The organism is Corynebacterium jeikeium, assembly GCF_028609885.1.
Classification (GTDB): domain Bacteria; phylum Actinomycetota; class Actinomycetes; order Mycobacteriales; family Mycobacteriaceae; genus Corynebacterium; species Corynebacterium jeikeium.
The window spans coordinates 2460368-2480541 of sequence record NZ_CP063195.1 but is presented as its reverse complement, the minus strand read 5'-3'; the positions used below and the strand labels follow the sequence as shown (position 1 = coordinate 2480541).

General features: G+C 61.8%; 21 protein-coding genes. 14 read left to right on the top strand and 7 right to left on the bottom strand.

Annotation, left to right across the window (positions count from 1 at the left end):
- The first annotated feature begins 136 nt into the window (after positions 1-136).
- The 3 genes from rpsF (at position 137) to rplI (ending at position 1700) form a co-directional block, all read left to right on the top strand.
- Positions 137-424: a 30S ribosomal protein S6 gene (gene rpsF, locus CJEIK_RS11125; RefSeq protein WP_011274321.1), complete on the top strand. Its 288-nt coding sequence runs from the start codon at positions 137-139 to the stop codon at positions 422-424.
- Between the two features lie 138 nt (positions 425-562).
- The gene (locus tag CJEIK_RS11120; protein WP_005292478.1) at positions 563-1165 is read left to right on the top strand and encodes a single-stranded DNA-binding protein; all 603 of its coding nucleotides are present in this window, start codon (positions 563-565) and stop codon (positions 1163-1165) included.
- Between the two features lie 82 nt (positions 1166-1247).
- A complete protein-coding gene (gene rplI / locus CJEIK_RS11115) occupies positions 1248-1700 on the top strand; it encodes a 50S ribosomal protein L9 (protein ID WP_005292476.1) in 453 nt (150 codons plus the stop codon).
- A gap of 659 nt (positions 1701-2359) precedes the next feature.
- Here the strand turns inward: rplI and CJEIK_RS11110 are convergent.
- On the bottom strand, positions 2360-4003 hold the full coding sequence (locus CJEIK_RS11110; protein WP_005292473.1) for a flavin-containing monooxygenase: 1644 nt from the start codon (positions 4001-4003) through the stop codon (positions 2360-2362).
- A gap of 503 nt (positions 4004-4506) precedes the next feature.
- On the opposite strand from CJEIK_RS11110, the gene dnaB reads away from it, so the two are divergent.
- Positions 4507-5997 (top strand): replicative DNA helicase, encoded by a 1491-nt coding sequence (dnaB, locus tag CJEIK_RS11105; RefSeq protein WP_005292471.1) that lies wholly within the window; start codon positions 4507-4509, stop codon positions 5995-5997.
- 32 nt (positions 5998-6029) lie between these two features.
- Here the strand turns inward: dnaB and CJEIK_RS11100 are convergent, their stop codons facing one another.
- On the bottom strand, positions 6030-6521 hold the full coding sequence (locus CJEIK_RS11100) for a MarR family winged helix-turn-helix transcriptional regulator (RefSeq protein ID WP_005292468.1): 492 nt from the start codon (positions 6519-6521) through the stop codon (positions 6030-6032).
- 116 nt (positions 6522-6637) lie between these two features.
- On the opposite strand from CJEIK_RS11100, the gene CJEIK_RS11095 reads away from it, so the two are divergent.
- From CJEIK_RS11095 to CJEIK_RS11085, 3 genes are all read left to right on the top strand, one after another.
- Positions 6638-7183 carry a YceI family protein gene (locus tag CJEIK_RS11095; RefSeq protein WP_005292467.1) on the top strand — a complete coding sequence of 182 codons (546 nt, stop codon included), beginning with the start codon at positions 6638-6640 and terminating at the stop codon, positions 7181-7183.
- Positions 7184-7248: 65 nt separating this feature from the next.
- The gene (locus CJEIK_RS11090) at positions 7249-7761 is read left to right on the top strand and encodes a fluoride efflux transporter FluC (RefSeq protein WP_005292465.1); all 513 of its coding nucleotides are present in this window, start codon (positions 7249-7251) and stop codon (positions 7759-7761) included.
- Complete coding sequence (locus CJEIK_RS11085) at positions 7758-8180, top strand: fluoride efflux transporter FluC (protein WP_005292462.1); 423 nt, start codon at positions 7758-7760, stop codon at positions 8178-8180. Before CJEIK_RS11090 ends, CJEIK_RS11085 begins: the two co-directional genes overlap by 4 nt.
- A gap of 77 nt (positions 8181-8257) precedes the next feature.
- Here CJEIK_RS11085 and CJEIK_RS11080 read toward each other — a convergent pair whose 3' ends face one another.
- Positions 8258-8896: a hotdog fold domain-containing protein gene (locus CJEIK_RS11080; RefSeq protein ID WP_005292460.1), complete on the bottom strand. Its 639-nt coding sequence runs from the start codon at positions 8894-8896 to the stop codon at positions 8258-8260.
- On the opposite strand from CJEIK_RS11080, the gene trxA reads away from it, so the two are divergent.
- Complete coding sequence (trxA, locus tag CJEIK_RS11075; RefSeq protein ID WP_005292458.1) at positions 8886-9257, top strand: thioredoxin; 372 nt, start codon at positions 8886-8888, stop codon at positions 9255-9257. The two genes, CJEIK_RS11080 and trxA, sit on opposite strands and share 11 nt — an antisense overlap.
- Before the next feature lie 62 nt (positions 9258-9319).
- Here the strand turns inward: trxA and CJEIK_RS11070 are convergent, their stop codons facing one another.
- The gene (locus tag CJEIK_RS11070; protein ID WP_005292456.1) at positions 9320-9922 is read right to left on the bottom strand and encodes an NAD(P)-dependent alcohol dehydrogenase; all 603 of its coding nucleotides are present in this window, start codon (positions 9920-9922) and stop codon (positions 9320-9322) included.
- 179 nt (positions 9923-10101) lie between these two features.
- On the opposite strand from CJEIK_RS11070, the gene CJEIK_RS11065 reads away from it, so the two are divergent.
- The 4 genes from CJEIK_RS11065 (at position 10102) to CJEIK_RS11050 (ending at position 14441) form a co-directional block, all read left to right on the top strand.
- On the top strand, positions 10102-10677 hold the full coding sequence (locus tag CJEIK_RS11065; RefSeq protein ID WP_011274318.1) for a DUF6230 family protein: 576 nt from the start codon (positions 10102-10104) through the stop codon (positions 10675-10677).
- Positions 10667-11788, top strand: coding sequence for a DUF6114 domain-containing protein (locus tag CJEIK_RS11060; RefSeq protein ID WP_005292451.1), 1122 nt, complete (start codon positions 10667-10669; stop codon positions 11786-11788). Before CJEIK_RS11065 ends, CJEIK_RS11060 begins: the two co-directional genes overlap by 11 nt.
- Positions 11789-11916: 128 nt before the next feature.
- A complete protein-coding gene (locus CJEIK_RS11055) occupies positions 11917-12693 on the top strand; it encodes a PspA/IM30 family protein (protein WP_005292448.1) in 777 nt (258 codons plus the stop codon).
- A 104-nt stretch (positions 12694-12797) separates the two neighbouring features.
- A complete protein-coding gene (locus tag CJEIK_RS11050) occupies positions 12798-14441 on the top strand; it encodes an MDR family MFS transporter (RefSeq protein ID WP_005292446.1) in 1644 nt (547 codons plus the stop codon).
- 125 nt (positions 14442-14566) lie between these two features.
- Here CJEIK_RS11050 and CJEIK_RS11045 read toward each other — a convergent pair whose 3' ends face one another.
- The 3 genes from CJEIK_RS11045 to CJEIK_RS11035 all read right to left on the bottom strand — a co-directional run bounded on the left by CJEIK_RS11045 (position 14567) and on the right by CJEIK_RS11035 (position 17207).
- Positions 14567-15325 (bottom strand): decaprenylphospho-beta-D-erythro-pentofuranosid-2-ulose 2-reductase, encoded by a 759-nt coding sequence (locus CJEIK_RS11045; RefSeq protein ID WP_005292444.1) that lies wholly within the window; start codon positions 15323-15325, stop codon positions 14567-14569.
- 45 nt (positions 15326-15370) lie between these two features.
- Complete coding sequence (locus tag CJEIK_RS11040) at positions 15371-16783, bottom strand: decaprenylphosphoryl-beta-D-ribose oxidase (protein WP_005292442.1); 1413 nt, start codon at positions 16781-16783, stop codon at positions 15371-15373.
- 109 nt (positions 16784-16892) lie between these two features.
- Entirely contained in the window at positions 16893-17207 is a 315-nt protein-coding gene (locus tag CJEIK_RS11035) for a hypothetical protein (protein ID WP_370510487.1), read from the bottom strand.
- A 36-nt stretch (positions 17208-17243) separates the two neighbouring features.
- Here CJEIK_RS11035 and CJEIK_RS11030 point away from each other — a divergent pair, with 36 nt between their 5' ends.
- Both CJEIK_RS11030 and CJEIK_RS11025 read left to right on the top strand, forming a co-directional pair.
- Positions 17244-18017, top strand: coding sequence for a hypothetical protein (locus CJEIK_RS11030; protein ID WP_005292438.1), 774 nt, complete (start codon positions 17244-17246; stop codon positions 18015-18017).
- 25 nt (positions 18018-18042) lie between these two features.
- Positions 18043-19560: a hypothetical protein gene (locus tag CJEIK_RS11025; RefSeq protein WP_011274316.1), complete on the top strand. Its 1518-nt coding sequence runs from the start codon at positions 18043-18045 to the stop codon at positions 19558-19560.
- Positions 19561-20174 lie beyond the last annotated feature (614 nt).

Here is a 20174-nt window from a genome sequence, read left to right as displayed (position 1 = left end):
TGTGCAGCGCGCGAGGGGGCATTTCTTAAAACGCGGGGTAACAGGTAGGCTGAGAGAGTTGCTGACGCAACGACCCTCCTGCCATGCCCAAAAGGGGTATGGCCGAAACACAAGACCATAGGAGGTGATGAGGTCCGTGCGTCAATACGAGATGATGATCATCATCGACCCTTCCCAGGATGAACGCACCGTTGCCCCGTCGCTGGACAAGTACTTGGATATTGTCCGCAAGGAAAACGGTTCCGTGGAAAAGGTTGATATCTGGGGCAAGCGTCGCCTCGAGTACCCGATCAACAAGAAGGACGAGGGCATCTACGTTGTTCTCGACCTGAAGTGTGAGTCGGCTACCGTGCTGGAAATTGACCGCCTGCTCAACATCAACGACCAGATCCTGCGCACCAAGGTGCTGCGGAAGGACCAGTAGCTTTTAAAGCTGCAGGCTCCGAACGGACTGTACAGGCACCTTTAAACCATTAACCTAAGCACTGTAACCACTGTAACCATTTCGGGCTTCTATTCTTTTTGACGCCCAAACGTCACCACACAACGTTAGGAAAGAAACATGGCACAGGGAGATACCCAAATCACCGTGGTCGGCAACATCGTTGCGGATCCGGAACTGCGCTACACCCCCAACGGGGCCGCAGTGGCTAACTTCCGCGTGGCCTCCACGCCCCGTCGCTACGACCAGCAGGCTGGTCAGTTCGTCGACGGTGAGCCGCTGTTTTTGACCTGCAACGTGTGGCGTCAACCTGCCGAGAACGTGGCCAACAGCCTGAGCAAGGGTGACCGCGTGATCGTGACTGGCCGTCTGCGCCAGCGCTCCTACGACGATCGCAATGGCGAGCGCCGTACTGTCTTCGAGATTGAGGTCGAAGAGGTAGGCCCGTCGCTGCGCTTCGCAACTGCGGACATTAATAAGTCGTTCCGTGGAGGCGGCCAGGGTGGCCAAGGTCAGGGCAACGGTGGAAACGGTGGCTTTGGCGGCGGCAATGCTGGCGGCCAGGGTGGCTTTGGTGGCGGCAATGCCGGCGGCCAGGGTCAAGGTAATCGGGGACAGAACAACCAGGGCTTCGGTGGCCGCAACGCTGCCATGGACGATGACCCGTGGAACTCTGCACCACAGTCCGGATTTGGTGATGGCGACGACGAACCGCCATTCTGATCGGTTGGCTTAAAAGCTGCTGGTCAGCGTTAAATTTTTTGAACATAATTGGTCGAACCAAAGCACAACGAAAGGCTGGATCATGAAGCTGATCCTCACCGCCAACGTTGACAACCTCGGTGTCCCCGGCGACATCGTAGAGGTCAAGGCTGGCTACGGACGTAACTACCTGCTTCCGCGCGGCTATGCAATCGTTGCAACCCGCGGTGCTGAGAAGCAGATCGAAGGAATTAAGCGCGCGCAGGAAGCTCGACAGATTCGCGACCTGGATCACGCACGCGAGGTTAAGGAAGAGCTGGAGAACCTGTCTGGCGTGACCATCTCGGTTCGCACTGCAGAATCCGGCAAGATGTTCGGCTCTGTCACCGCAGACAACATTGTTGATGCAGTGAAGAAGGCCAACGGTCGTTCCCTGGACAAGCACAGCATCAAGCTGCGCAAGGGCGATGTTAAGGCAACCGGCGTTTACTCTGTGGACGTTCAGCTGCACGAAGGCATCGTTGCATCCCTGAGCTTCGAGGTTGTTTCCGCGTAAGTTCGCAACTGTCCGGTTTCGCCGTTTTCCGGTGACCGGCAGGGCAAGGCATTCCTGCGAGCCCCTTTTGCCCGTGCCTAGACAACACGGGTGGCTGATTTTTCGGCGGCTCGGCCGGATTTAATGCCCTGAACTGCGATGATGCGCCAATAACTAGAACGCACCAGAAGAAAACTTTTCTAACTTAGACAACAGCAGGTTAAGGCCCCACGCACCTATGCGTGGGGTCTTTTCCGTTACCGGGGTGCAGGTTGGGGCTTTTGGACGCCACGGCGAACCTTGCCCGGAATGTCGTTAGGTCGGGAATGTGGGGCCGGTTTGGTGCCTGGAGGGGCTCCGGCGGGCCAGGAATGTCGTTAGATCGGGAATGTGGCGGGCGGCTGAAAAGTTTAGAAAATTCTTCAGCGCTGTGACCTGCGGGTTTGCATTAATGAAAACAATTGCGGTTAATAGATTCCCGTTCTAGCGACATTTTCCGTTCTGAAGCACACAAACTCGCCCGCGCTGGGGTTAGGGAAGGACCTCTGATGCTACGGGGAAGGACCACCGCCGAAGCTGTTGGCCGCATACCAGGGCTACCACAGCCGGAGCCAGGGTCCGCATACCAGGGCTACCACTGCCGGAGCCGGTGTCCGCAACCAGGGCTACCACTGCCAGAGCTATTGTCGCAGCTCAGCGGCACCGCCGCCGCCCTCTCCAGCCGCCAGCGGCGCCGCAGCCTCCAAAGCCTCCACGCCAAATGCCATGTCATGCTTGTTGTCCGCGCCCGTGTAGGTGCGCCGCTCCTTGATGTAATCCTGCTCCATCCGCCACGGATCCCCAGCACCCTGACGCGGCAGAGTCGCCACGCTCCGCTGAATATAGCCGCTGGACATCTCCAAAAGCGGCAGGTCAGCGGCCTCTCCGGCGGGCAACAGCGGGCAAGCCCACTGCTCGCCTCGCGCTTCCATGTCCTTCCACAGCTGCACCAAATAGCGCGAAGTCATATCCGCGCGCAGCGTCCACGACTGGTTCAAATACCCAATGGTGTACGAGAAATTCGGCAGGCGATTGGCCATCATGGCACGATAAGCCACCAGAGATTCGGTCGGTACGGGAGTGCCGTCCACGGAGAAGTTGGCGTCACCAAAGGCCAAAAGCTGCAGCCCCGTGGCGATCACCAAAACATCGGCTTCGATGTACCCGCCGGAGCGCAATCGCACCCCACCTGCGTCAACGCGGTCGATGTGGTCGGTAACGACTCGCGCCCCACCCCGCACGGCCTTAAAGAAGTCGCCGCCGGGGGACTTGCAGACGCGCTGATCCCACGGCCCATACGGGGGAGTGAAGTTCCGGCGCACCTCGTCAGCGGGCAGGTACAGACGATTCCAGCCCCGGAACACCAACTTCGCGATGCTGGGGAATGTCTGGCATAGGTGGTACTGCGCCATGTCGCGCCCAATATGCAGGCTGCGGGCCAAACGATGGCCGAATGTGCCCGGCTGTGTGCTGAGACCCAGGCCGACGAGGGAGCTGATCGTGTCCGTCTCTGGCAGCGGGGCAATGTACGTGGGAGTTCGCTGCAGCATCGTGACGTCCGCGCCCATCGAATGCAGCGCTGGAACCAGCGTAATTGCCGTGGCTCCGGAGCCAATCACGGTAACCTTCTTGCCGCGCACGTCGAGGTCGCGGGGCCATTGTTGTGGGTGTAGGGCGGTGCCTTGGAAGGTATCGACGCCCTCAATTTGCGCGGTAAAGCCCTCCGAATGGCGGTAGTATCCGGTGGCGAAGTGGAGGCGGCGCGTCCACGTGGTGAGGGTGGGCTGCGCGAGGCCGGAGTCGTCGGTGCCTTCGGAGTTTGCGCGGCCTGTGCGACCGAGGCGCATGGTGACCTCCCACAGTCCGCGGTCGGTGTGGAAGTTTACGGTTTCGACCCAGGTGGACAGTTGTAGGCGGTCGAGCATGCCGATTTCGGCGGCGGCTTCGTGGCAGTAGTCGCGGATTTGCTTGCCTGAGCCGAGCGTGCCCTTGTGTGGCCATTTCTTGAAGGGGAGGGAGAACGTGGCCATGTCGGAATCTGAACGGATTCCGGGGTATTGGAAGGTGGCCCAGGTACCGCCGACGTCGTAGTTGGAATCGACGGCTGCCCAGTTCCAGGAAGGGAAGTTTTTGGAGACGTGGTAGGCGATGTCGATGCCAGAGAGGCCTGCGCCGACGATAAGGAGGTCGAGGGGGTGTTCGGCGCTAGCGTTTGCGAGGGCGGGCAGGGGAGTGGTCGCGGTGGAGGTTTGGTCGGCTGTGGAGTGGTCGGGCGTTGCGTTCATGGGGAACAGGCTAGTTCACGATGGCGACGTCTCGTGGGAGAACCAATATTTTGCTTCCACTTAGCAAACTGAAAATTAGGCAATGTCTGAGGAGGGGATAAGGGCTGTGCAAAACTCCGCGCCGAAGGTGAATAATACGTGAATATTTTGAACTTTCAGGCGACCTGGGCGTTTACAGAAGGGCAATCGCCTGGCCTGCAGGTTTGTTTATCCCCAAGTTATCCACCGATGAAAAAAGAGGTTTTCACACCAGTCACACGCCTCTGACCTGCGATAATAGAAGAAAGTGCAGGTGAGGGCGTTGGCTGTCCACAGGTTATCCACAACCCGTCCTGGGCTATTGGAAGTTATGCACATTTCCTCCACAGGTATATTCACAGTGCCTGTGGATAACTTGATTTGCAATGCCCTCACAAGTTGTTCTCGCACGGGGCGGGTGAGCACAAAAAGCGGGCACAGGGCGGGGTTCGAGGTTGTCCGGTGCTGCCACTAAAGTGGTCGACATGAGCAAGAATGCAGGCATGAACTTCGACGACGGCGCCCCGCTGCCCGACGAGCCGTTTGATGACTTCGGCGGATCCCAGGATTTCGTCGGCGGCCGTGACTTCGGCAGTGGCCGCGGTGGGCGTCGCGGAGGTTCGGGCACCCAGCAGATCGTCCGCGAGATGCCGCAGAACCCGGAGGCTGAGCAGGGTGTGCTCGGCGGCATGATGCTCAACAAGGACGCGATCGCGGATGTCGTAGAAGTCCTTGTCGGCGATGACTTCTATGTGCCGAAGCACAAGACTATTTTTGACGCCATACTTCAGCTCTACGGCGAGGGTAAGGAAGTCGACCCAGTCATCCTTGGCGGGCGCTTGGACCGCGACGGCGTGCTGGGTTTCATCGGTGGTGCGGGATACCTGCATAGCATCATCCAAAAGACTCCGACCTCCGCAAACGTGGGCTACTACGCCTCGATTGTGCGAGAGAAGGCCACGTTGCGTCGCCTGGTGCAGGCCGGTACCACGATTGTGCAGCTGGGCTATGCGGGCACCGAGGGTGCAGATGTAGACAACGTGGTGGACCGCGCACAGCAGGAGATGTTCGCCATCACCAACGATGCCGCGAAGGAGGACTATGAGGTCTTCGCGGAGTTGGTCGCATCGACGGTGGGGGAGATCGAGCAGCTGGAAAGCCAAGATGGCATCGAAATGGGTATCCCCACCGGCTTTAAGGATCTTGACGATCTAACCAATGGCTTGCGCGGTGGACAGATGGTGATTGTGGCGGCGCGTCCCGGTGTGGGTAAATCTACGCTGGCGCTGGACTTCATGCGGTCTGCCTCCATTGAGCATGGCAAGGCATCGGCGCTATTCAGCTTGGAAATGAGCAAGTCGGAGGTGATGATGCGCATCTTTTCCGCAGAGGCGGAGGTGCGCCTGGCCTCCATGCGCGGCGGTAAGTTGACTGACGATGATTGGGATCGGCTGACGGTGCGCATCGGTGAGATTGAAGATGCGCCGATTTACATCGACGATTCGCCGAACCTGACGATGATGGAGATCCGCTCCAAGGCTCGCCGCTTGAAGCAACAGGTGGATCTGCAGTTGATTGTGGTGGACTACCTACAGCTGATGTCCTCCGGTAAGCGTGTGGAGTCCCGTCAGCAAGAGGTCTCGGAGTTTTCCCGTCAGCTCAAGCTTCTGGCCAAGGAAGTTAATGTGCCCGTGATCGCGATTTCGCAGCTGAACCGTGGTGTGGAGTCGCGTGGTGACGATGCTCTCCCGCGTGTCTCTGACCTGCGTGAATCGGGTTCGCTGGAGCAGGATGCCGACATGGTTATGCTGATCAACCGCCCTGATTCTCAGAACCCCGACCATGAGCGTGCGGGTGAGGCGGACATTATCTTGGCTAAGCACCGTGGCGGCCCGATCGGCACCGTGACTGTTGCCAACCAGCTGCAATTCTCTAAGTTCTCCGACATGGCCCGCGATATCTCCCCCATGCCTTAGTGCCGGAACCTAGGAACCTAGGAGCCTAGTGCCTAGGGTTTCCCGTTTAGTTTCGCCAGAATTTCGTAGAACTGCTCAATCTCTGCGTCGCTGAGCTGGTCGAAGACCAGCTCCCGCACCTTTGCCACGTGGCCGGGGGCGGCGGTGGCTATCGCCTCGAGGCCTGCGGGTTCCAGGACTACGTAGGCCCCGCGACCGTCGGCGTCACAAGTTGTACGGCGTACAAGACCGCGTTTAGACATGCGCGTGATCTGGTGCGAAAGGCGCGAACGGCTCCATTGCATCATGTTTGCCAGTGCGACGATTCGCTGCTGGTGGTCCGGTGCTTCCGAAAGGTGGACCAGGACCTCGTAGTCCGCCAGAGATAGGGACGTTTCCGCCGACAGCTGCTGCGCTAGTTCGGCATTGATGTGGATGTGGGCATTGATCCACGCTCGCCACACCTGCTGTTCGCGACTGTTCAGCCACTTTGTTCCCTCGTTCGCATCGTTGTGTAGCGGGGGAGAGGTGTCTTCTTGTGTCATGTGCACCAGTATCGCATATCGGTCAAAATAGTTGATACATCAACTAATAGGGTGTAGCTTTGAGGCCAGCGCATCAAAAGAAGTAATCAACTGACACACCAACTGAAAGGTTCAACATGACCAACGTCAACAACTACTCCGGCAACTTCCAGATCGACGCAGCGCACTCCGAGATTGGTTTCGTCGCCCGCCACGCCATGGTCACCAAGGTTCGTGGCGCATTCACCGACTTCGAGGGCACCGCCACCACCGGCGAGAAGCTGGAAGGCGCAAAGATCGAGGTCAAGATCGACGTCAACAGCGTCGATACCCGCAACGCCGACCGCGACGCTCACCTGACCACTGGTGATTTCTTCGACACGGAGAAGTACCCGCACATCACCTTCACCTCCACGGACATTACCGCTGCTGGCGAATCCACCCTCCGCGTTACCGGCGACCTGACCATTAAGGATGTGACAAAGCCCGTCACCATCGACTTCGATTTCACCGGTGAGGTACAGGATCCATGGGGTCAGACCCGCGTCGGCTTCGAGGGTTCCACCAGCATTAACCGCCGTGACTTTGGCCTGGAGTGGAACACCGCTCTTGATGGTGGCGGCGTGCTTGTTTCCGAAAAGATCGCGCTGAACTTCGACATTTCCGCCGTCAAGCAGAGCTAACCTGATCGGCCGTTGTGGCCGCCCAACTTGACTGGTCGCGCTGCCAGCTGGGTAATATTGCACCTATGAATCGCCTCCCGCCCGTCGCCCTGGTTTTCCTCGGCGGCGCGCTGGGGGCGATTATTCGTTGGACGCTGACCGTCTGGATCCCCGCCCTCGGCGACCCCACACGCGTGCTCGGCGCAGCCACGCCGCTGAACATCATTGGAGGAATCCCTCTAGGAGACATCGCATTGCTGGTGGTCAACGTCCTGGGTGCGCTCCTTTTAGGGCTCTTAGTCGGGATGATCCCGGATTCTGCCCACCCACGTCGCACGTTCTGGGGCACGGGAGTGCTCGGCGGTTTTACGTCGTTTAGCTCGCTTGCTGCGGCTGTTGACGCCACCACCGATTCAGCTTCTACCATCCTCATCGGGGGAACCTACGGCGTGTTTACGCTGGCGCTTGGTCTAATTGCAGCTGCGATGGGGCTGCGCCTCGGGCGGGATCTGAATGAGCTGGCGCGGCTGCGACGCGCAGCCGACGGCGCCGACGAGCCCCAGGATCCCCATGAGCCCCACAAAGGGGGCGCACGATGAACACCGGAGCAACCCTCATTGAGCTGTTAGCCGTCGCCCTCGGAGGCGGGACGGGAGCGGCGGCCCGCTACGTACTGGATACTCACCTAAAGTCCAAGCACGGTTGGGCACCTTTGTGGAGCCTCGCGGTGGTGAACCTCCTCGGCACAGTCGTGCTGGGTTTAGTGCTTGGGTACACCTCGCAGCATCTTGACGGAGCCGCCGGATCCACCAGTGCAGGCGAGACGCAGGACATCTTATATCCCCTGCTTGGCATTGGTTTGGCCGGCGGCTTCACCACGTTCTCCACGGTGATGGTGGAAGTCTTCACCCGGCCACAGCCCGCTCGCCGTATTGCAGGCGTGGTGGGGATGGCAGTGGTCTGCTGCGCGGTGTTCCTCCCCGCGCTGTGGTGCGGGGCGCTACTTGCTGGCGCCTGAGGAGCCTTCGCGCGGGTGCGGACGCTACGACGCCGTGTACGTCGCCGGGAGCCGCGCAAACGTACCAGGTATCTGCGCTACTTTTTGGCCGTCACCCAGATGTCAATCTCCGCGTAGGTGGATTCCTTGCCCTCATCATCGGCGAAGTGGATTTTCACCGTCACGGTCTGTCCGCCAGACTCCTGAGTGATCTTCTCGAAGTCCGGCAATTCGGCAGTGGCGGTGGCCGTCAGGCTGCCCTTCGTCTTCTTCAAGTACTGAGTGCGCATGCCCTGTGGCAGCCACCGGTGCGTATTGGGAATCGAGGCCTCAGCCAGCATCCCCATTGCAAACTCCGCGACATTGCAGGCCGCAATGGCATGGAAGGTACCAATGTGGTTGTTCAGCAGCCACCACTTCTTCGACCGAACCTTGCAGAAGCCCGGGCGCAGCTCCTGTACACGAGGCTGTACGGTGAGGAAGTATGGCGCTTTAAAGCCGGCCGCAGCCGAGAACAAACCGTTTCCGAACGGTTTGTTCGCAAGCTGCTTGTACATTTTGAAAGTGCTAGATGGATTCGCGTTGGCGTCATAAATAGACATAGTGAGAACTCTAACGTGGAATAAAGCGACCGTTGCGTAATGTTGGAAAACATGCTCGCCCCCTTTCACCGGGGCGCCAACAACAAAGTTTTTGGACAAGCACAATCGACCCGAAGGGAAACAAATGGCGACCATCGAAATCACCGGAGCTAACTTCCAGGACACCGTGCAGGGCGACGGCATCGTCGTGCTGGACTTCTGGGCGGAATGGTGCGGTCCGTGTAAGCGCTTCGCGCCCATCTTCGAACAGGTCTCTGACGAGCACCCGGAGGCTGTGTTCGGCAAGGTCGACACTGAGGCCAACCAGGAGCTTTCCGCTGCGCTGCAGATCCAGTCGATCCCGACGTTGATGCTGTTCCGCGATGGTGTTCTGCTGGCCCGCGAGTCCGGCCTGCTCCCGGCGAAGGCGCTGAACGAGCTCATCGCCAAGGCCGAGGAACTGGACATGGACGAGGTGCGCAAGCAGATCGAGGCCGAGCAGGCCAAGGAGCAGTAAAGACTGCGTGGTAGGCACCGAGCAGTAAGCACTGCTCGTACTACTGCGTCAGGTCAGTGCGCCTACATCGTGTTGACGTCGATGACGAAGCGGTAGCGCACATCTGAATCCAACACGCGCTGATAGGCCGTGTTGATATCCTCCGCCGGGATCACCTCTGTTTCCGCGGTGATGTCGTGGGCAGCGCAGAAATCAATCATTTCTTGGGTGTCCCGGATGCCACCGATAGCACTGCCCGCCACGGAGCGACGCTTACCGATCAGCGCATCGGCGCTGATCTGCATTTTCTCCGGGGGCAATCCCAACATCACCATCGTCCCGCCGCGCGCGAGGGTGGAAATAAACGGGGCCGGATCCAGCGGTGCGCTGACCGTATTAATTATCAGGTCGAAATGCGCAGCGAAGGGCTCCTGCCAACCCTCCTCCTTGGTGGCTACGTAACGGTTGGCGCCAAAGGCCAGACCATCGGCCTCCTTAGACTTCGAGTGGCTCAGCACCGTGACCTCCGCGCCCATCGCCGCAGCCAACTTCACGGCCACATGGCCAAGGCCGCCCATGCCGACAACAGCCACGCGGGAACCCTCACCAACACCCCAGTGCTTCAGTGGAGAATACGTAGTAATTCCAGCGCACAGCAGGGGAGTAGCCGCCGCAGCCGCGTCCATGCCCCCAGGCTACGCCGGAGCGCAATTGTGCTGTGTGGCTGGGATGCGGGCGCAGGCGGCCTAGGGGGCGTCCACAAGAATCATGAAGGAACAAGTCAACAACCGATTCGCGGAACAGGGCAGCCGCAGGGATAATGCTGGAGGCAATATTTAGGATTATTCGCACCAGGAGGTACGCGATGGGACGCATCAACCCGCGGAAGGCTGCGGTCGCGCTGACCGTCGGGATGGTCGGCTTTGCCGGCACCGGCATGGCTGTGGCGAAGGGCGGCATCTCTGCGAACCTGGCGCTGTCTGGCACGTTCTTTACCGTCACGATGTCGCATATGTCGGGCGAAGAGTTCTCGTTATTCATGGATAACGACTTAAAGGGTGACAACCACCTGCCCGTCGCACGCGTGAAATTGCAGGACGCAAAGGCCTCTGACATGTGCCTTTCCACCACCGTGCCGAACCTGCCCGCCGTCGGCGAGGCGACCCTGGCGCTGCGCGCGACTGGCCAGAACAGCGTGGACGCGAAGGATCTGATTGTTGGGTCGACTGACATCAAGGGCAGCCTGCGGATGGCGGATCCTAACCTTGGTATCGACGCCAAGCAGGTCAACCCCGAAGCTCCGGACGACGCGTGGGGTCTGCACTCGAGGAGAGTGCAGGTGGTGGCCGACAAGATCGTCGCCACGTCCGTCGGGGCCAAGCAGCTGAATGCTTCTGGAGTGGAGGCGAGTGTGCGGCGAGGGACCGAGAATGCCTGCTAGCGAAGGCAGCGCGAGTTCGGGGGTAGGTGCGCAGCGCGGTGGCAAGGGCAGGCTCGCGCGCTTTGCCGAGTGGCGCCGCGGTCGGCCGTTCGTACCGGGGCTGCTGGTGCTGCTGTCAGGTGTTGTGATTATGACGCCCGCGTATCTGACCGTGCGCATCTCCGACCTGCTGGTGATGATCTCCACGCTGTCGGGCGTATCCACGCTATTCCTCGGAGTAGCGCAGATCATGTTCGGGCTGGGGATCTGGCTGAAGCCCTCGACGTCGGTTTACCTGGGTGTGTTCGCCATTCTGCTGTCTTTGGTGGCGCTGCCGGCCTCGAATATCGGCGGCTTTTTGTTGGGCTCGCTGTTGGGGATTTTCGGTGGCGCGTTTGCGTTGGCGTGGGAGCCGGGGGACGGCAAGCGGAAGAAAGCTAAGGCCACTGCTGCAGAGCCGGCAGAGTTGGCTGAGTCGGCAGAATCGGCTGAGTCGACTGGGGAGAGCGTAGGCGACGGCGGGGATGGCGCGGATGGCGATGCGCCGCAGTCCGGCGGTGGGTACTCCGCGACGGTAGCGGCCTTGCTGGTGGCAGTGGGTATCGCGACCGGCGTGGGCATCCTGAACGCGAACGCCCCGTACAGTGCGGCGCAGCCCGCCCGCGTGGGCGATGTCGGCCAGGTCACCGCCGACAACGTGACCTTCAAGGGGAATGTGCGCATCAGCGTGGATTCCGTGGGCACGGAGCACGGCCGCCGCGACCTAATACGCATCACCGGGGATCGCCTGCAAATTAAGAACCTGCAGATCCAGCTGCCGGGCCAGTGGGGCGATGGCATGCTGCGGACCGGCTCAAAGGTGGAGACATATGTGGTCGAGGGGCCGGTCGTGGTGGAGGCGACGTCCCTGGAGGCCGTTCCCGCGCTAGCCGAGATCTCCACGATCCCGGTGAAGGTGGATATTTCCGGTAGTGCGGGGGACGTTTTGCACCAGCTGGGCTTGGTCCCCAGCGAGGCGCCCATCCCAGACCCGGTGATGGAGGTCGTCTCCCTCAAACAAGTGAAGCTAGACCTGCTGCACCTAACCGGGCGGGATATGAACGCCCCGGTAGTCCACCTGAAGGCTCTCTAACGTATCCCTGATTCCGCCGCCCGCCCATTCGCTCCGTGCGCCGCGCCAAAAGCCAGTACGCTGGAATTCAACAGGCTGCATTGCAGCTAAATTGACCACACCATCACGTCCGATACAGGAGCTTTCCCATGGCGAATCCATTTTCTAAGGGCTGGAAATACCTCATGCAGTCCCTCGACACGAAGATCGAGGAGAACGCGGATCCCCATGTACAGATCCAGCAGGCCACGGAGGCTGCCCGCAAGCAGCACCAGCAGATCTCCGAAAGTGCAGCCCGCGTGATCGGCAACCGCAACCAGCTGGAGATGAAGATGAACCGCCTTCAGCAGGACGCGAAGAAGTTGTCGGACAATGCTCGCACCGCCATCCAGCAGGCCGACAATGCCTCTGCTGCTGGCGACCAGACCAAGGCCAACGACCTGAACCAGACCGCGGAGCTGTTCGCCTCCCAGCTGGTCTCGGTGGAACAGCAGCTGGACGAAACCAAGCAGCTTTACGCCGGTGCGGAGGAGGCCGCCCGTCAGGCCCAGCAGCAACAACAGCAGTCCGCTGCCCGCCTCGAGGAGCAGATGGCACAGATTAACCAGCTGCGCGCCCAGGTAGATCAGGCGAAGATGCAGGAAGCTACCGCCAACTCCATGCAACAGATGGATGGCCTAGTGCAAAACGACGATGTGCCGACCCTGGATAGTGTGCGCGAGAAGATCGAGCAGCGCTACGCCCAGGCGCTCGGCAGCCAGGAGCTTGTAGAAAACTCCGTGCAGGGCCGCATGGCAGAAATCGAATCTGCTGGTAACGACATGCGTGCTGCCTCCCGCCTGGAGGAAATCCGCGCCCAGATGAACTCGGGCAGTGGCACAAACGCACTCGAGACCGACGAATCCCAGGGCGAGTTGGAGCGCTAGCCCACAGCGCTTATCCCCTTCAGGCGCAGCACACCTGGTGTAAAGTATCCAGGGTTCGCGGGTGCGTTCGTGCACCCGTCTTTTCTTGTCTCGGAGGGATACTTTTGTCTAAAAAGCCTTTTTCTGACGCCGCCGATCCCGACCGCGCCACCACTCCAGCCGACGCGGTCGCGTCAACGGAAAGCATTTCCGAAAACCGCAGCCCCGATCGCGCGGGCCACCCGACCCCTCCAGAGGAGCCCGCGGTGGGCGCGAAACTGCTCATCGGCATGCTGGTTGTCGCAGCGTTCGTGGTGATTCTCAACGAAACCACCTTGGCCGTGGCCCTCCCCGTCTTGATGGGAGAATTTGGCGTCACCGCTGATGCAGCGCAATGGCTGACTACAGCGTTCATGCTCACGATGGCCGTCGTCATTCCGATGACCGGCTACATCATGCAACGGTTCCGGTTGCGGTCGATCTACATCGCGGCGCTGACAGCCTTCCTAATAGGTACGATTCTGGCCGCAGCCGCGCCGACGTTCCCGATTTTGCTGGTCGCCCGCGTGGTGCAGGCCAGCGGCACGGCGCTGGTGATTCCGATGCTGATGACCACCATCATCCGCCTGGTGCCCATCGACCGCCGTGGCGCGGTCTTTGGCCTGGTCTCGGTGGTCATTGCGGTGGCTCCGGCGCTGGGGCCGACGTTCTCCGGTGTGGTGCTGGAGGCCCTGGGCTGGCGCTGGATCTTCATCCTGGTTGCCCCGCTGGTGTTGATTACCCTGGTCGCGGGCTTGTTCCTGGTGAAGAACTTCGAGGAGCCGACGCGCCCGTCCCTGGATGTGCTGTCCGTCTTTCTTTCCGCATTTGGCTTCGCGGGCCTGGTCTACGGCCTGGCTGGTCTGTCCGAGTTGGCTGATGGGGTGCCGGTGCAGCGCCTGCTCATCCTGGCTGTCGGCGCGGTTATCCTGGTGCTTTTCTTCCTGCGCCAGCGTTCCCTGGAGCGCAGCGATAAGCCGAAGGCCACCCCGCTGCTGAACCTGCAGCCGGTGCGCGTGCGCGAGTACAACTTGTCGCTGGGGTTGCTGCTGCTGACGTTCTCTATGCTCTTCGGCTTCATCATTCTGATGCCGCTGTACGCGCAGAACGTTGCGGGCTTGTCGGAGCTGAAGACCGGCATGGTTTCCCTGCCCGGCGGTCTGGTGATGGGGCTGCTCGGCCCTGCCATTGGCCGGGCTTATGACGCGCGCGGCACCCGCCCGCTGATCATCCCCGGCAGCATCCTGATCGCGATTGGCATGATGGGATTTGCCGCCCTGGAGCAGACGGAGAGCCTGTTCGGGTGGGTTGGCTCTGGTACGTGGCCGGCGTTTGTGCAGCTCATGGTCCTTACGGTGGTATTGAACCTGGGTATTGCTTTGATGATGACGCCCCTTATGTCCAACGCTCTGGCGGCCGTGCCGGATTCTCTGGCTTCCCACGGGCAGGCAATTTTGAACACGTTCCAGCAGGTTGCCGGTGGTGCCGGTACGGCAATCTTCGTGGCGGTGATGACGTTCGCCTCCACCCGCTATGCCTCGAGCAACGCGGCGGAGCTGGCTGGCTTGGCAGCGACGGATCCCGCTCTGGCCGAGCAGCAGGTGGTGGGCCAGGGCATCCACGTGGCGTTCTTGGTGGCGGCTTTCGTTTCGGTGGCGCTGATCGTGCTGTCGGCGTTCCTGAAGTTGGACGCCAAAGAGTCCGCCCATCCAGGCCACCTGAAGAACTAGAAGGGGAACGACAAAGCGCCGCCCAGGGTGTGGAGCGGCGCTTGTGCTTTTTACGCGGGTGAGGGGGGTGGTGGCGGGCTCGCCTGAGAGGCTCGGTCAAACCCCAGAATGGGGGCTCTGGGGAGCTACAGCGGCAGCTTGCGCAGGATCGGCAGCGGCAGGTGCTTCAGGATCAGCATGATCGGGCGGAACAGGGGGTGCACCCAGATCAGGGACTTGCGGTTATCCACGGCCTTGGCAATCGCCTTGGCCACGTCTTCCTTGTCCACGGTCAGCGGGGCATCCTCGAGGTCCTTGGTCATGTTGGTGCGGACCTGGCCCGGGCGGACCGTCAGCACGCGCACCCCGGAGCCACGCAGAGCTTCGTTGAGCATGCGGTAGAAGCCATCCAGGCCAGCCTTTGTGGAGCCGTAGACGAAGTTGGAGCGGCGAACCATCTCACCGGCAACGGTGGAAAACGCCACAATCTGGCCGTGGCCTTGCTTCTTCATGTAGTCCGCCAGCAACACGCCGACGGAGACGGCGCCGGTGAAGTTCACCTGTGCGGCCTGCACAGCCAACTTCTGGTTGGTCCACTGCTTCTCGTTATCGCCCAGGATTCCGAACGCAACAATGGCCAGGTCCACGTCGCCATGGCTGAAGATCTCCTCGAACACCTGCGGGTGGGAATCGAAATCCACTGCGTCGAAGGCAACGGTGACGACCTCGCTGGCACCGGCGGCGTTCATGCGTGCGGTGGCGTCATCCAAAGACTCGCCGGCACGGGCGGCCAGGATCACGCGGGCAGAACCGCGAGAGAGGAACTCCTCGACAACGGCGAGGCCCATGTCGGACGCGCCGCCGAGAAGCAGGATGGACTGGGGTTTGCCAACGGCATCAATCATTGTGACTCTTCTTTCGGGGTGGGGGGCAACTATTGTGGGCAGGGGCTACAGCTCGAGGCGGCGGGACATATCGGAGGCGAACACACCCGTCGGGTCGATGTTCTTGCGGGTGGCGAGCCAACCCGGCAGGCCGGGGTACATCTTGTGGAAGTTCTCGGCGGAGGTGCGCGACTCCTTGGCCAGGTACAGGCGGCCACCGAACTCCATCACGCGGCGGTCCAGGTCGTTCAAGAAGTTGCCCAGGCCCGGCTTGATCGGGAAGTCCACGCAGACATTCCAGCCTGGCATCGGGTAGCTCAGCGGCGCCTTGTTGCCCTCGCCGAACAGCTTGAACACGTTCAGCGCGGAGTAGTGGCCGGAAGCCTGGATATCGCGGATGATCTCCTTGAATGGCTCCACGGCCTCCGTCGGCACGACGAACTGGTACTGCAGGAAGCCCTTGGAACCATAGCCGCGGTTCCACTCGCCGATGAGGTCCAGCGGCTGGTAGAACTGCGTGAGGTTCTGCACCTGGTTGCGGTACTCGCCGGACTTCAGCCACCACAGCTCGCCGATGGCCACCATGGACAGTTTGTTCATGGTGAAGCTCGGGAAGATATCCGGCACGGTCATCAGCTGCGGGGCCTTGAACTTCAGTGGATCCTTCGCCAGTTTCGGCGCGTACTCCTTCAGCTGGTCCAGGGTGGCCAGGGAGCCGCGGGAGATCGCGGCGCGGCCCAGCTTCGGCTCCGGGCTGATGGCATCGAACCAGGCGGAGGAGTAGGTGAAGTTGTGCTCCGAACCGTCGGAGTGGAAGGCGATGGTTTCGTCCAGGGAGTGCGTCATATCGCCATCGGCGATGAAGTACGCGGTCTCCGTCTTCGTCATCTCAATGGTCGCGCGCAGGATAATGCCGGTCAGGCCCATGCCGCCGACGGTGGCCCAGAACAGTTCACCTTCCGGGTCGTCCTCGGTGCCCTCCGGGGTCAGGTGCAGTACGCGCCCGTCGGCCACCAGCAGCTCCATGGAGCGGACGTGGTTGCCGAAGGAACCCGCGGAGTGGTGGTTCTTGCCGTGGATATCCGGGCCGATAGCGCCGCCGATGGTCACCTGGCGCGTACCGGGCAGCACCGGCACCCACAGGCCGTAGGGCAGAGCAGCCTTCATCAGCTGGTCCAACGTCACGCCAGCATCGACGTCCACGATGGCGGTATCGGGGTTGATGCTGTGGATACGGTTCAGCTGCTGCATGTCGATGACGAGCCCGCCGGCGTTCATGGCCGGGTCGCCGTAGCTACGGCCCATGCCGCGGGCGATCACGCCACGCTGCAGGTGGCTAGGCTTATCCGCGTTATCGTCGGCCACGCGCGCGACGGCGGCGGCAATCTGATCGACATCCTGCGTAGACAGAACTTCGGCGGTCGTGGGGGCGGTGCGACCCCACCCGGTGAGGGTACGAGTGCTGGTGTGCAATTCCATGTTCTCTACCCTAGCGCCCGGGTGGGACAACTCCGGGGCGCGGCGCCGCGTGCGGCTCAAGTTGCCAGCGTTTTCGCAGTTGCGGTGTGGGCGGCGTCACTAAAAAGAGCTAGTAGAGCTCCATTATCTGGCGGATTTCCTCCGGCAGCTCCTCGGGCTCGGTGATGGTGGGGCCGTCGTATTCGCGCAGGATGTCGCGCACGCGCTGGCGGCTGGTGCTGTCGAGGATGGGCAGTTCCTGGGCCATGAGGCGAGTCATGAACTCGTTGAGCGGCAGGTTCGTGCGGGTGGAGGCCTCGTAGCTGCTTTCCTTACCGACGCCACCGACTCGCACCGGCGCACTCCTGTGTTCCTGCTCGGCGGGGGAGAGCTTGGAGCGCTTGAAGAGTTTCGCGGCGCCGGGGAACCTATCAAAAACAGCCATGGGCAAGATCATAGTCGGTGGTAACCTCCAATAGCGATGAGCACAACTGCCCCTGAAAGCACTGCCACCGAGTCGGGTGTCGTCGCGAGTACCGCGGCCCCCGGCGCGCCCGAGCCCGTCCGCTACGACCCGATCATGGTCGTGGCTGCCGCTGGCCCCGCCAACGACCCCACCTTCGCCATCTGGCAGGTGGAAACCGACCCCGACGTGCAGCTCGGAGACTTCTCCGGCGCCTGGCTGATCGACGGCGCGGGCATCCATGGCTTTGCCGCCAGCGCGGACTGGATCGAGGGGACCGACGACCGCGCGGCCATGCTTGCCGCCCTGCTGCGCTATCCCGTGCTGTTTGTGGGCGACGAGGCGGCGGCGAAGGTGTTGCCCAGCGACGTTGCTCTGGTCGACGTGGCGGCAACGGAGGTTGCTCTTAATGACGCCCTCGCCTCCGCCAAGCAGCACTTCAACGCCGAGTTCCCGGGGAAGAAGCAGCCGGCGTGGGGGAACTTCCGCACACTGGAGGACTTCCGCGAGGATGAGGCTGGCGGGGCTGGCGAGGGCGCGGGTGAGCGCGGCGGAAGCCGCGTCGGGGAGAGCGCTGGCGCTGCCGATGGGAGCGATAGTGTGGCTAACGGGAATGGCAGCGCAGCCGAGCGCGAGGCCGTGGCCACGGCGCTGCAAGCGGCCGCCGCGCTGCGCGGCTGGATCGTGCAGTACAACGCCTTCGACAAGTTGCGAGTCCGCCGACTTGGCGCCGTGATCAGCGAGTTTGCGGCAGCTCAGACGCTGCCGCTAGTTCTTGCCCAGCGAGGTTAGCCGGGCGCTATTACGCTTGGGAACCATGAATCGCTCATCGCTTTATGGAGCCGCCGGGGGTTATGAATCCGCCGGCGGTCCTGGCGCTGCGCGAGTGAAAGGGGAGGGCGGCGCGGAGGCCACAGATACGCCGGAAAAGGCGCAGACCACAAAGGCGCCAATAGCGGGCGGGAGCGTGATTTCCCTGTCGAAGATCCGCACCTCCCGGCGCGACGGGACCGACGGGGCTGAAGCTAACGCCGAGGGGGCGGTCGGTAGCGCGGCCGATAGGGCAGCCGAGGGGGCGGAAGTGCAGGAAAGCCTGGGGATTATGTCCTCACCGGGGGCGGGGGCCAGCAGGAACTCTGGAGCTCACACCACAGTCTTCACCGTGGTGGTGGAGCACCACTTCCCGGGAGTGGGAAGGTACTCCCGCCTGCTCAGCGTCTCTGGCGCCATGAGCGTGGCGGACTTCGCTGATGCGATTCTCACCAGTTTCGACTGGCCCGAATCTGTGAATCGGGTCCCCGAGGCGCATCCCACCCGCTACGTCGCGCGGGCGGAGCGCGGCGCCGGCGCGGCCTCTGCCGCTGACACTGGCGCCGCCGACGCGCCCGCGGCTGACACTGCTACCAGCGCCGACACCACCACCGATCCAACCTGGAGTTTCCGCGCCCGCACTGCTGGCCGCGTGCGCGTCTACGCCAAGGGCGCAAACTCCATTGGCACTGCTCTCGGCGACATTTTCCGCCGCGGGACCATCGGCGTGCTGAAGGTAGGTCGCTACGACTTCAGCGTCAACGTCACAGACACCACCACCCGCCACGAGGAAATCGAGCTCGTCCCCACCAGCTCCCCCTTCGACGCTTCCTTCGACGCGCCGGGCGAGCCGGATGCCGAAGCAGTGCTCCTGGCCGCCGACTTCCTCGCCGATACGGAGGGCGATGCGGCTGAGGCGGGTGGCGTCAATAAGAATCCGGAAGACGAACTCGCCGCGCACCTGCACCCTGCGGGCATTCCGGCGCGCGTGGATGTCACGGAGGTGAACGTGGCGCTGGCGGGCGAGGATACCGTCGAGCAGATCCTCGCCGAAACCGACCCTGAACTGCGGGAGCTACTGCACGAGCGAGCTCTGTACGAGTTCATTCCGCTGCTGCAGGCGCTGGATCTGGAGCGGCCGGCGAACGTCACCGAGCATGCCGCCGAGCTGCTGGCTGACGCGCCGATCGAGAAGAGCAAGATCGGGCGTGCGGCCGCGTGGGCGCGGATCATCGCGCTGTCCACGCTGGTGGATTCGGAGGTTGACGAGGTCAGTGAGGCCTTCATGTCGGCACTCGGCTTCACGCGCGCGGATGCGAAGCTGCCGCCGACCGATACTGCCTTGGGTACTGACGCCCTCAGCGCCAGCGAGATTAAGTGGCTGTCGCGGCGGACCGGGCGCATCTTGGCGCAGGTGGGGGCGTGCAAGTGGGAGCCTCAGCCCGATGACCAGGCGGTTCCTTTGGTTCCGCAGTGCTCGCTGCTGGACCGCTTGGAGATGTACCGCTTCGTCCTACAGCGCTAGTTTGGGTAGCTTGGCCGGGCTTTGCGGGGCTGCTGCTGCGCTGGCGGGGCTGCTGCTGTAGTTTGCCTAGCTTGGCTGCTGCTCGCCGGGCTGGGCTGGCGCTTGGCGGGTTGGAATGTCGCTAGATCGGGAATACGTCGGCCAGGGCAGGCCCACCAGGGTGCCGAACGGGTTGGAATGTCGCTAGATCGGGAATACGTCGGCGCCCGCGGAGCCTTGCAAAAATTCACAATGCTCTGACCTGCGGTTATGCAAACTTGCAAACCGATGCCATTAACGCATTCCCGTTCTAACGACTTTTCCACCCAAGGATGACCCCCGGTACTCGAATCGTGGGCTGGGGATGTCGCTAGATCGGGAATACGTCGGCCAGGGCAGGTCCACCAGGGTGCCTAACGGGTTGGAATGTCGCTAGATCGGGAATACGTCGGCGCCCGCGGTGCCTTGCAAAAATCCACAACGCTCTGACCTGCGGTTATGACAATCTGCAAACCGATGCCATTAACGCATTCCCGTTCTAACGACATTTCCACCCAAGGATGACCCCCGGTACTCGAATCGTGGGCTGGAGATGTCGCTAGATCGGGAATACGTCGGCCAGGGCAGGTCCACCA

Bases quoted from the DNA above. Each gene is read 5' to 3' on its own strand.
- CJEIK_RS11120 (WP_005292478.1), top strand. From the start codon at position 563: ATGGCACAGGGAGATACCCAAATCACCGTGGTCGGCAACATCGTTGCG.
- rplI (WP_005292476.1), top strand. From the start codon at position 1,248: ATGAAGCTGATCCTCACCGCCAACGTTGACAACCTCGGTGTCCCCGGC.
- CJEIK_RS11110 (WP_005292473.1), bottom strand. From the start codon at position 4,003: ATGAACGCAACGCCCGACCACTCCACAGCCGACCAAACCTCCACCGCG.
- dnaB (WP_005292471.1), top strand. From the start codon at position 4,507: ATGAGCAAGAATGCAGGCATGAACTTCGACGACGGCGCCCCGCTGCCC.
- CJEIK_RS11100 (WP_005292468.1), bottom strand. From the start codon at position 6,521: ATGACACAAGAAGACACCTCTCCCCCGCTACACAACGATGCGAACGAG.
- CJEIK_RS11095 (WP_005292467.1), top strand. From the start codon at position 6,638: ATGACCAACGTCAACAACTACTCCGGCAACTTCCAGATCGACGCAGCG.
- CJEIK_RS11090 (WP_005292465.1), top strand. From the start codon at position 7,249: ATGAATCGCCTCCCGCCCGTCGCCCTGGTTTTCCTCGGCGGCGCGCTG.
- CJEIK_RS11085 (WP_005292462.1), top strand. From the start codon at position 7,758: ATGAACACCGGAGCAACCCTCATTGAGCTGTTAGCCGTCGCCCTCGGA.
- trxA (WP_005292458.1), top strand. From the start codon at position 8,886: ATGGCGACCATCGAAATCACCGGAGCTAACTTCCAGGACACCGTGCAG.
- CJEIK_RS11080 (WP_005292460.1), bottom strand. From the start codon at position 8,896: ATGGTCGCCATTTGTTTCCCTTCGGGTCGATTGTGCTTGTCCAAAAAC.
- CJEIK_RS11070 (WP_005292456.1), bottom strand. From the start codon at position 9,922: ATGGACGCGGCTGCGGCGGCTACTCCCCTGCTGTGCGCTGGAATTACT.
- CJEIK_RS11065 (WP_011274318.1), top strand. From the start codon at position 10,102: ATGGGACGCATCAACCCGCGGAAGGCTGCGGTCGCGCTGACCGTCGGG.
- CJEIK_RS11060 (WP_005292451.1), top strand. From the start codon at position 10,667: ATGCCTGCTAGCGAAGGCAGCGCGAGTTCGGGGGTAGGTGCGCAGCGC.
- CJEIK_RS11055 (WP_005292448.1), top strand. From the start codon at position 11,917: ATGGCGAATCCATTTTCTAAGGGCTGGAAATACCTCATGCAGTCCCTC.
- CJEIK_RS11045 (WP_005292444.1), bottom strand. From the start codon at position 15,325: ATGATTGATGCCGTTGGCAAACCCCAGTCCATCCTGCTTCTCGGCGGC.
- CJEIK_RS11040 (WP_005292442.1), bottom strand. From the start codon at position 16,783: ATGGAATTGCACACCAGCACTCGTACCCTCACCGGGTGGGGTCGCACC.
- CJEIK_RS11035 (WP_370510487.1), bottom strand. From the start codon at position 17,207: ATGGCTGTTTTTGATAGGTTCCCCGGCGCCGCGAAACTCTTCAAGCGC.
- CJEIK_RS11030 (WP_005292438.1), top strand. From the start codon at position 17,244: ATGAGCACAACTGCCCCTGAAAGCACTGCCACCGAGTCGGGTGTCGTC.
- CJEIK_RS11025 (WP_011274316.1), top strand. From the start codon at position 18,043: ATGAATCGCTCATCGCTTTATGGAGCCGCCGGGGGTTATGAATCCGCC.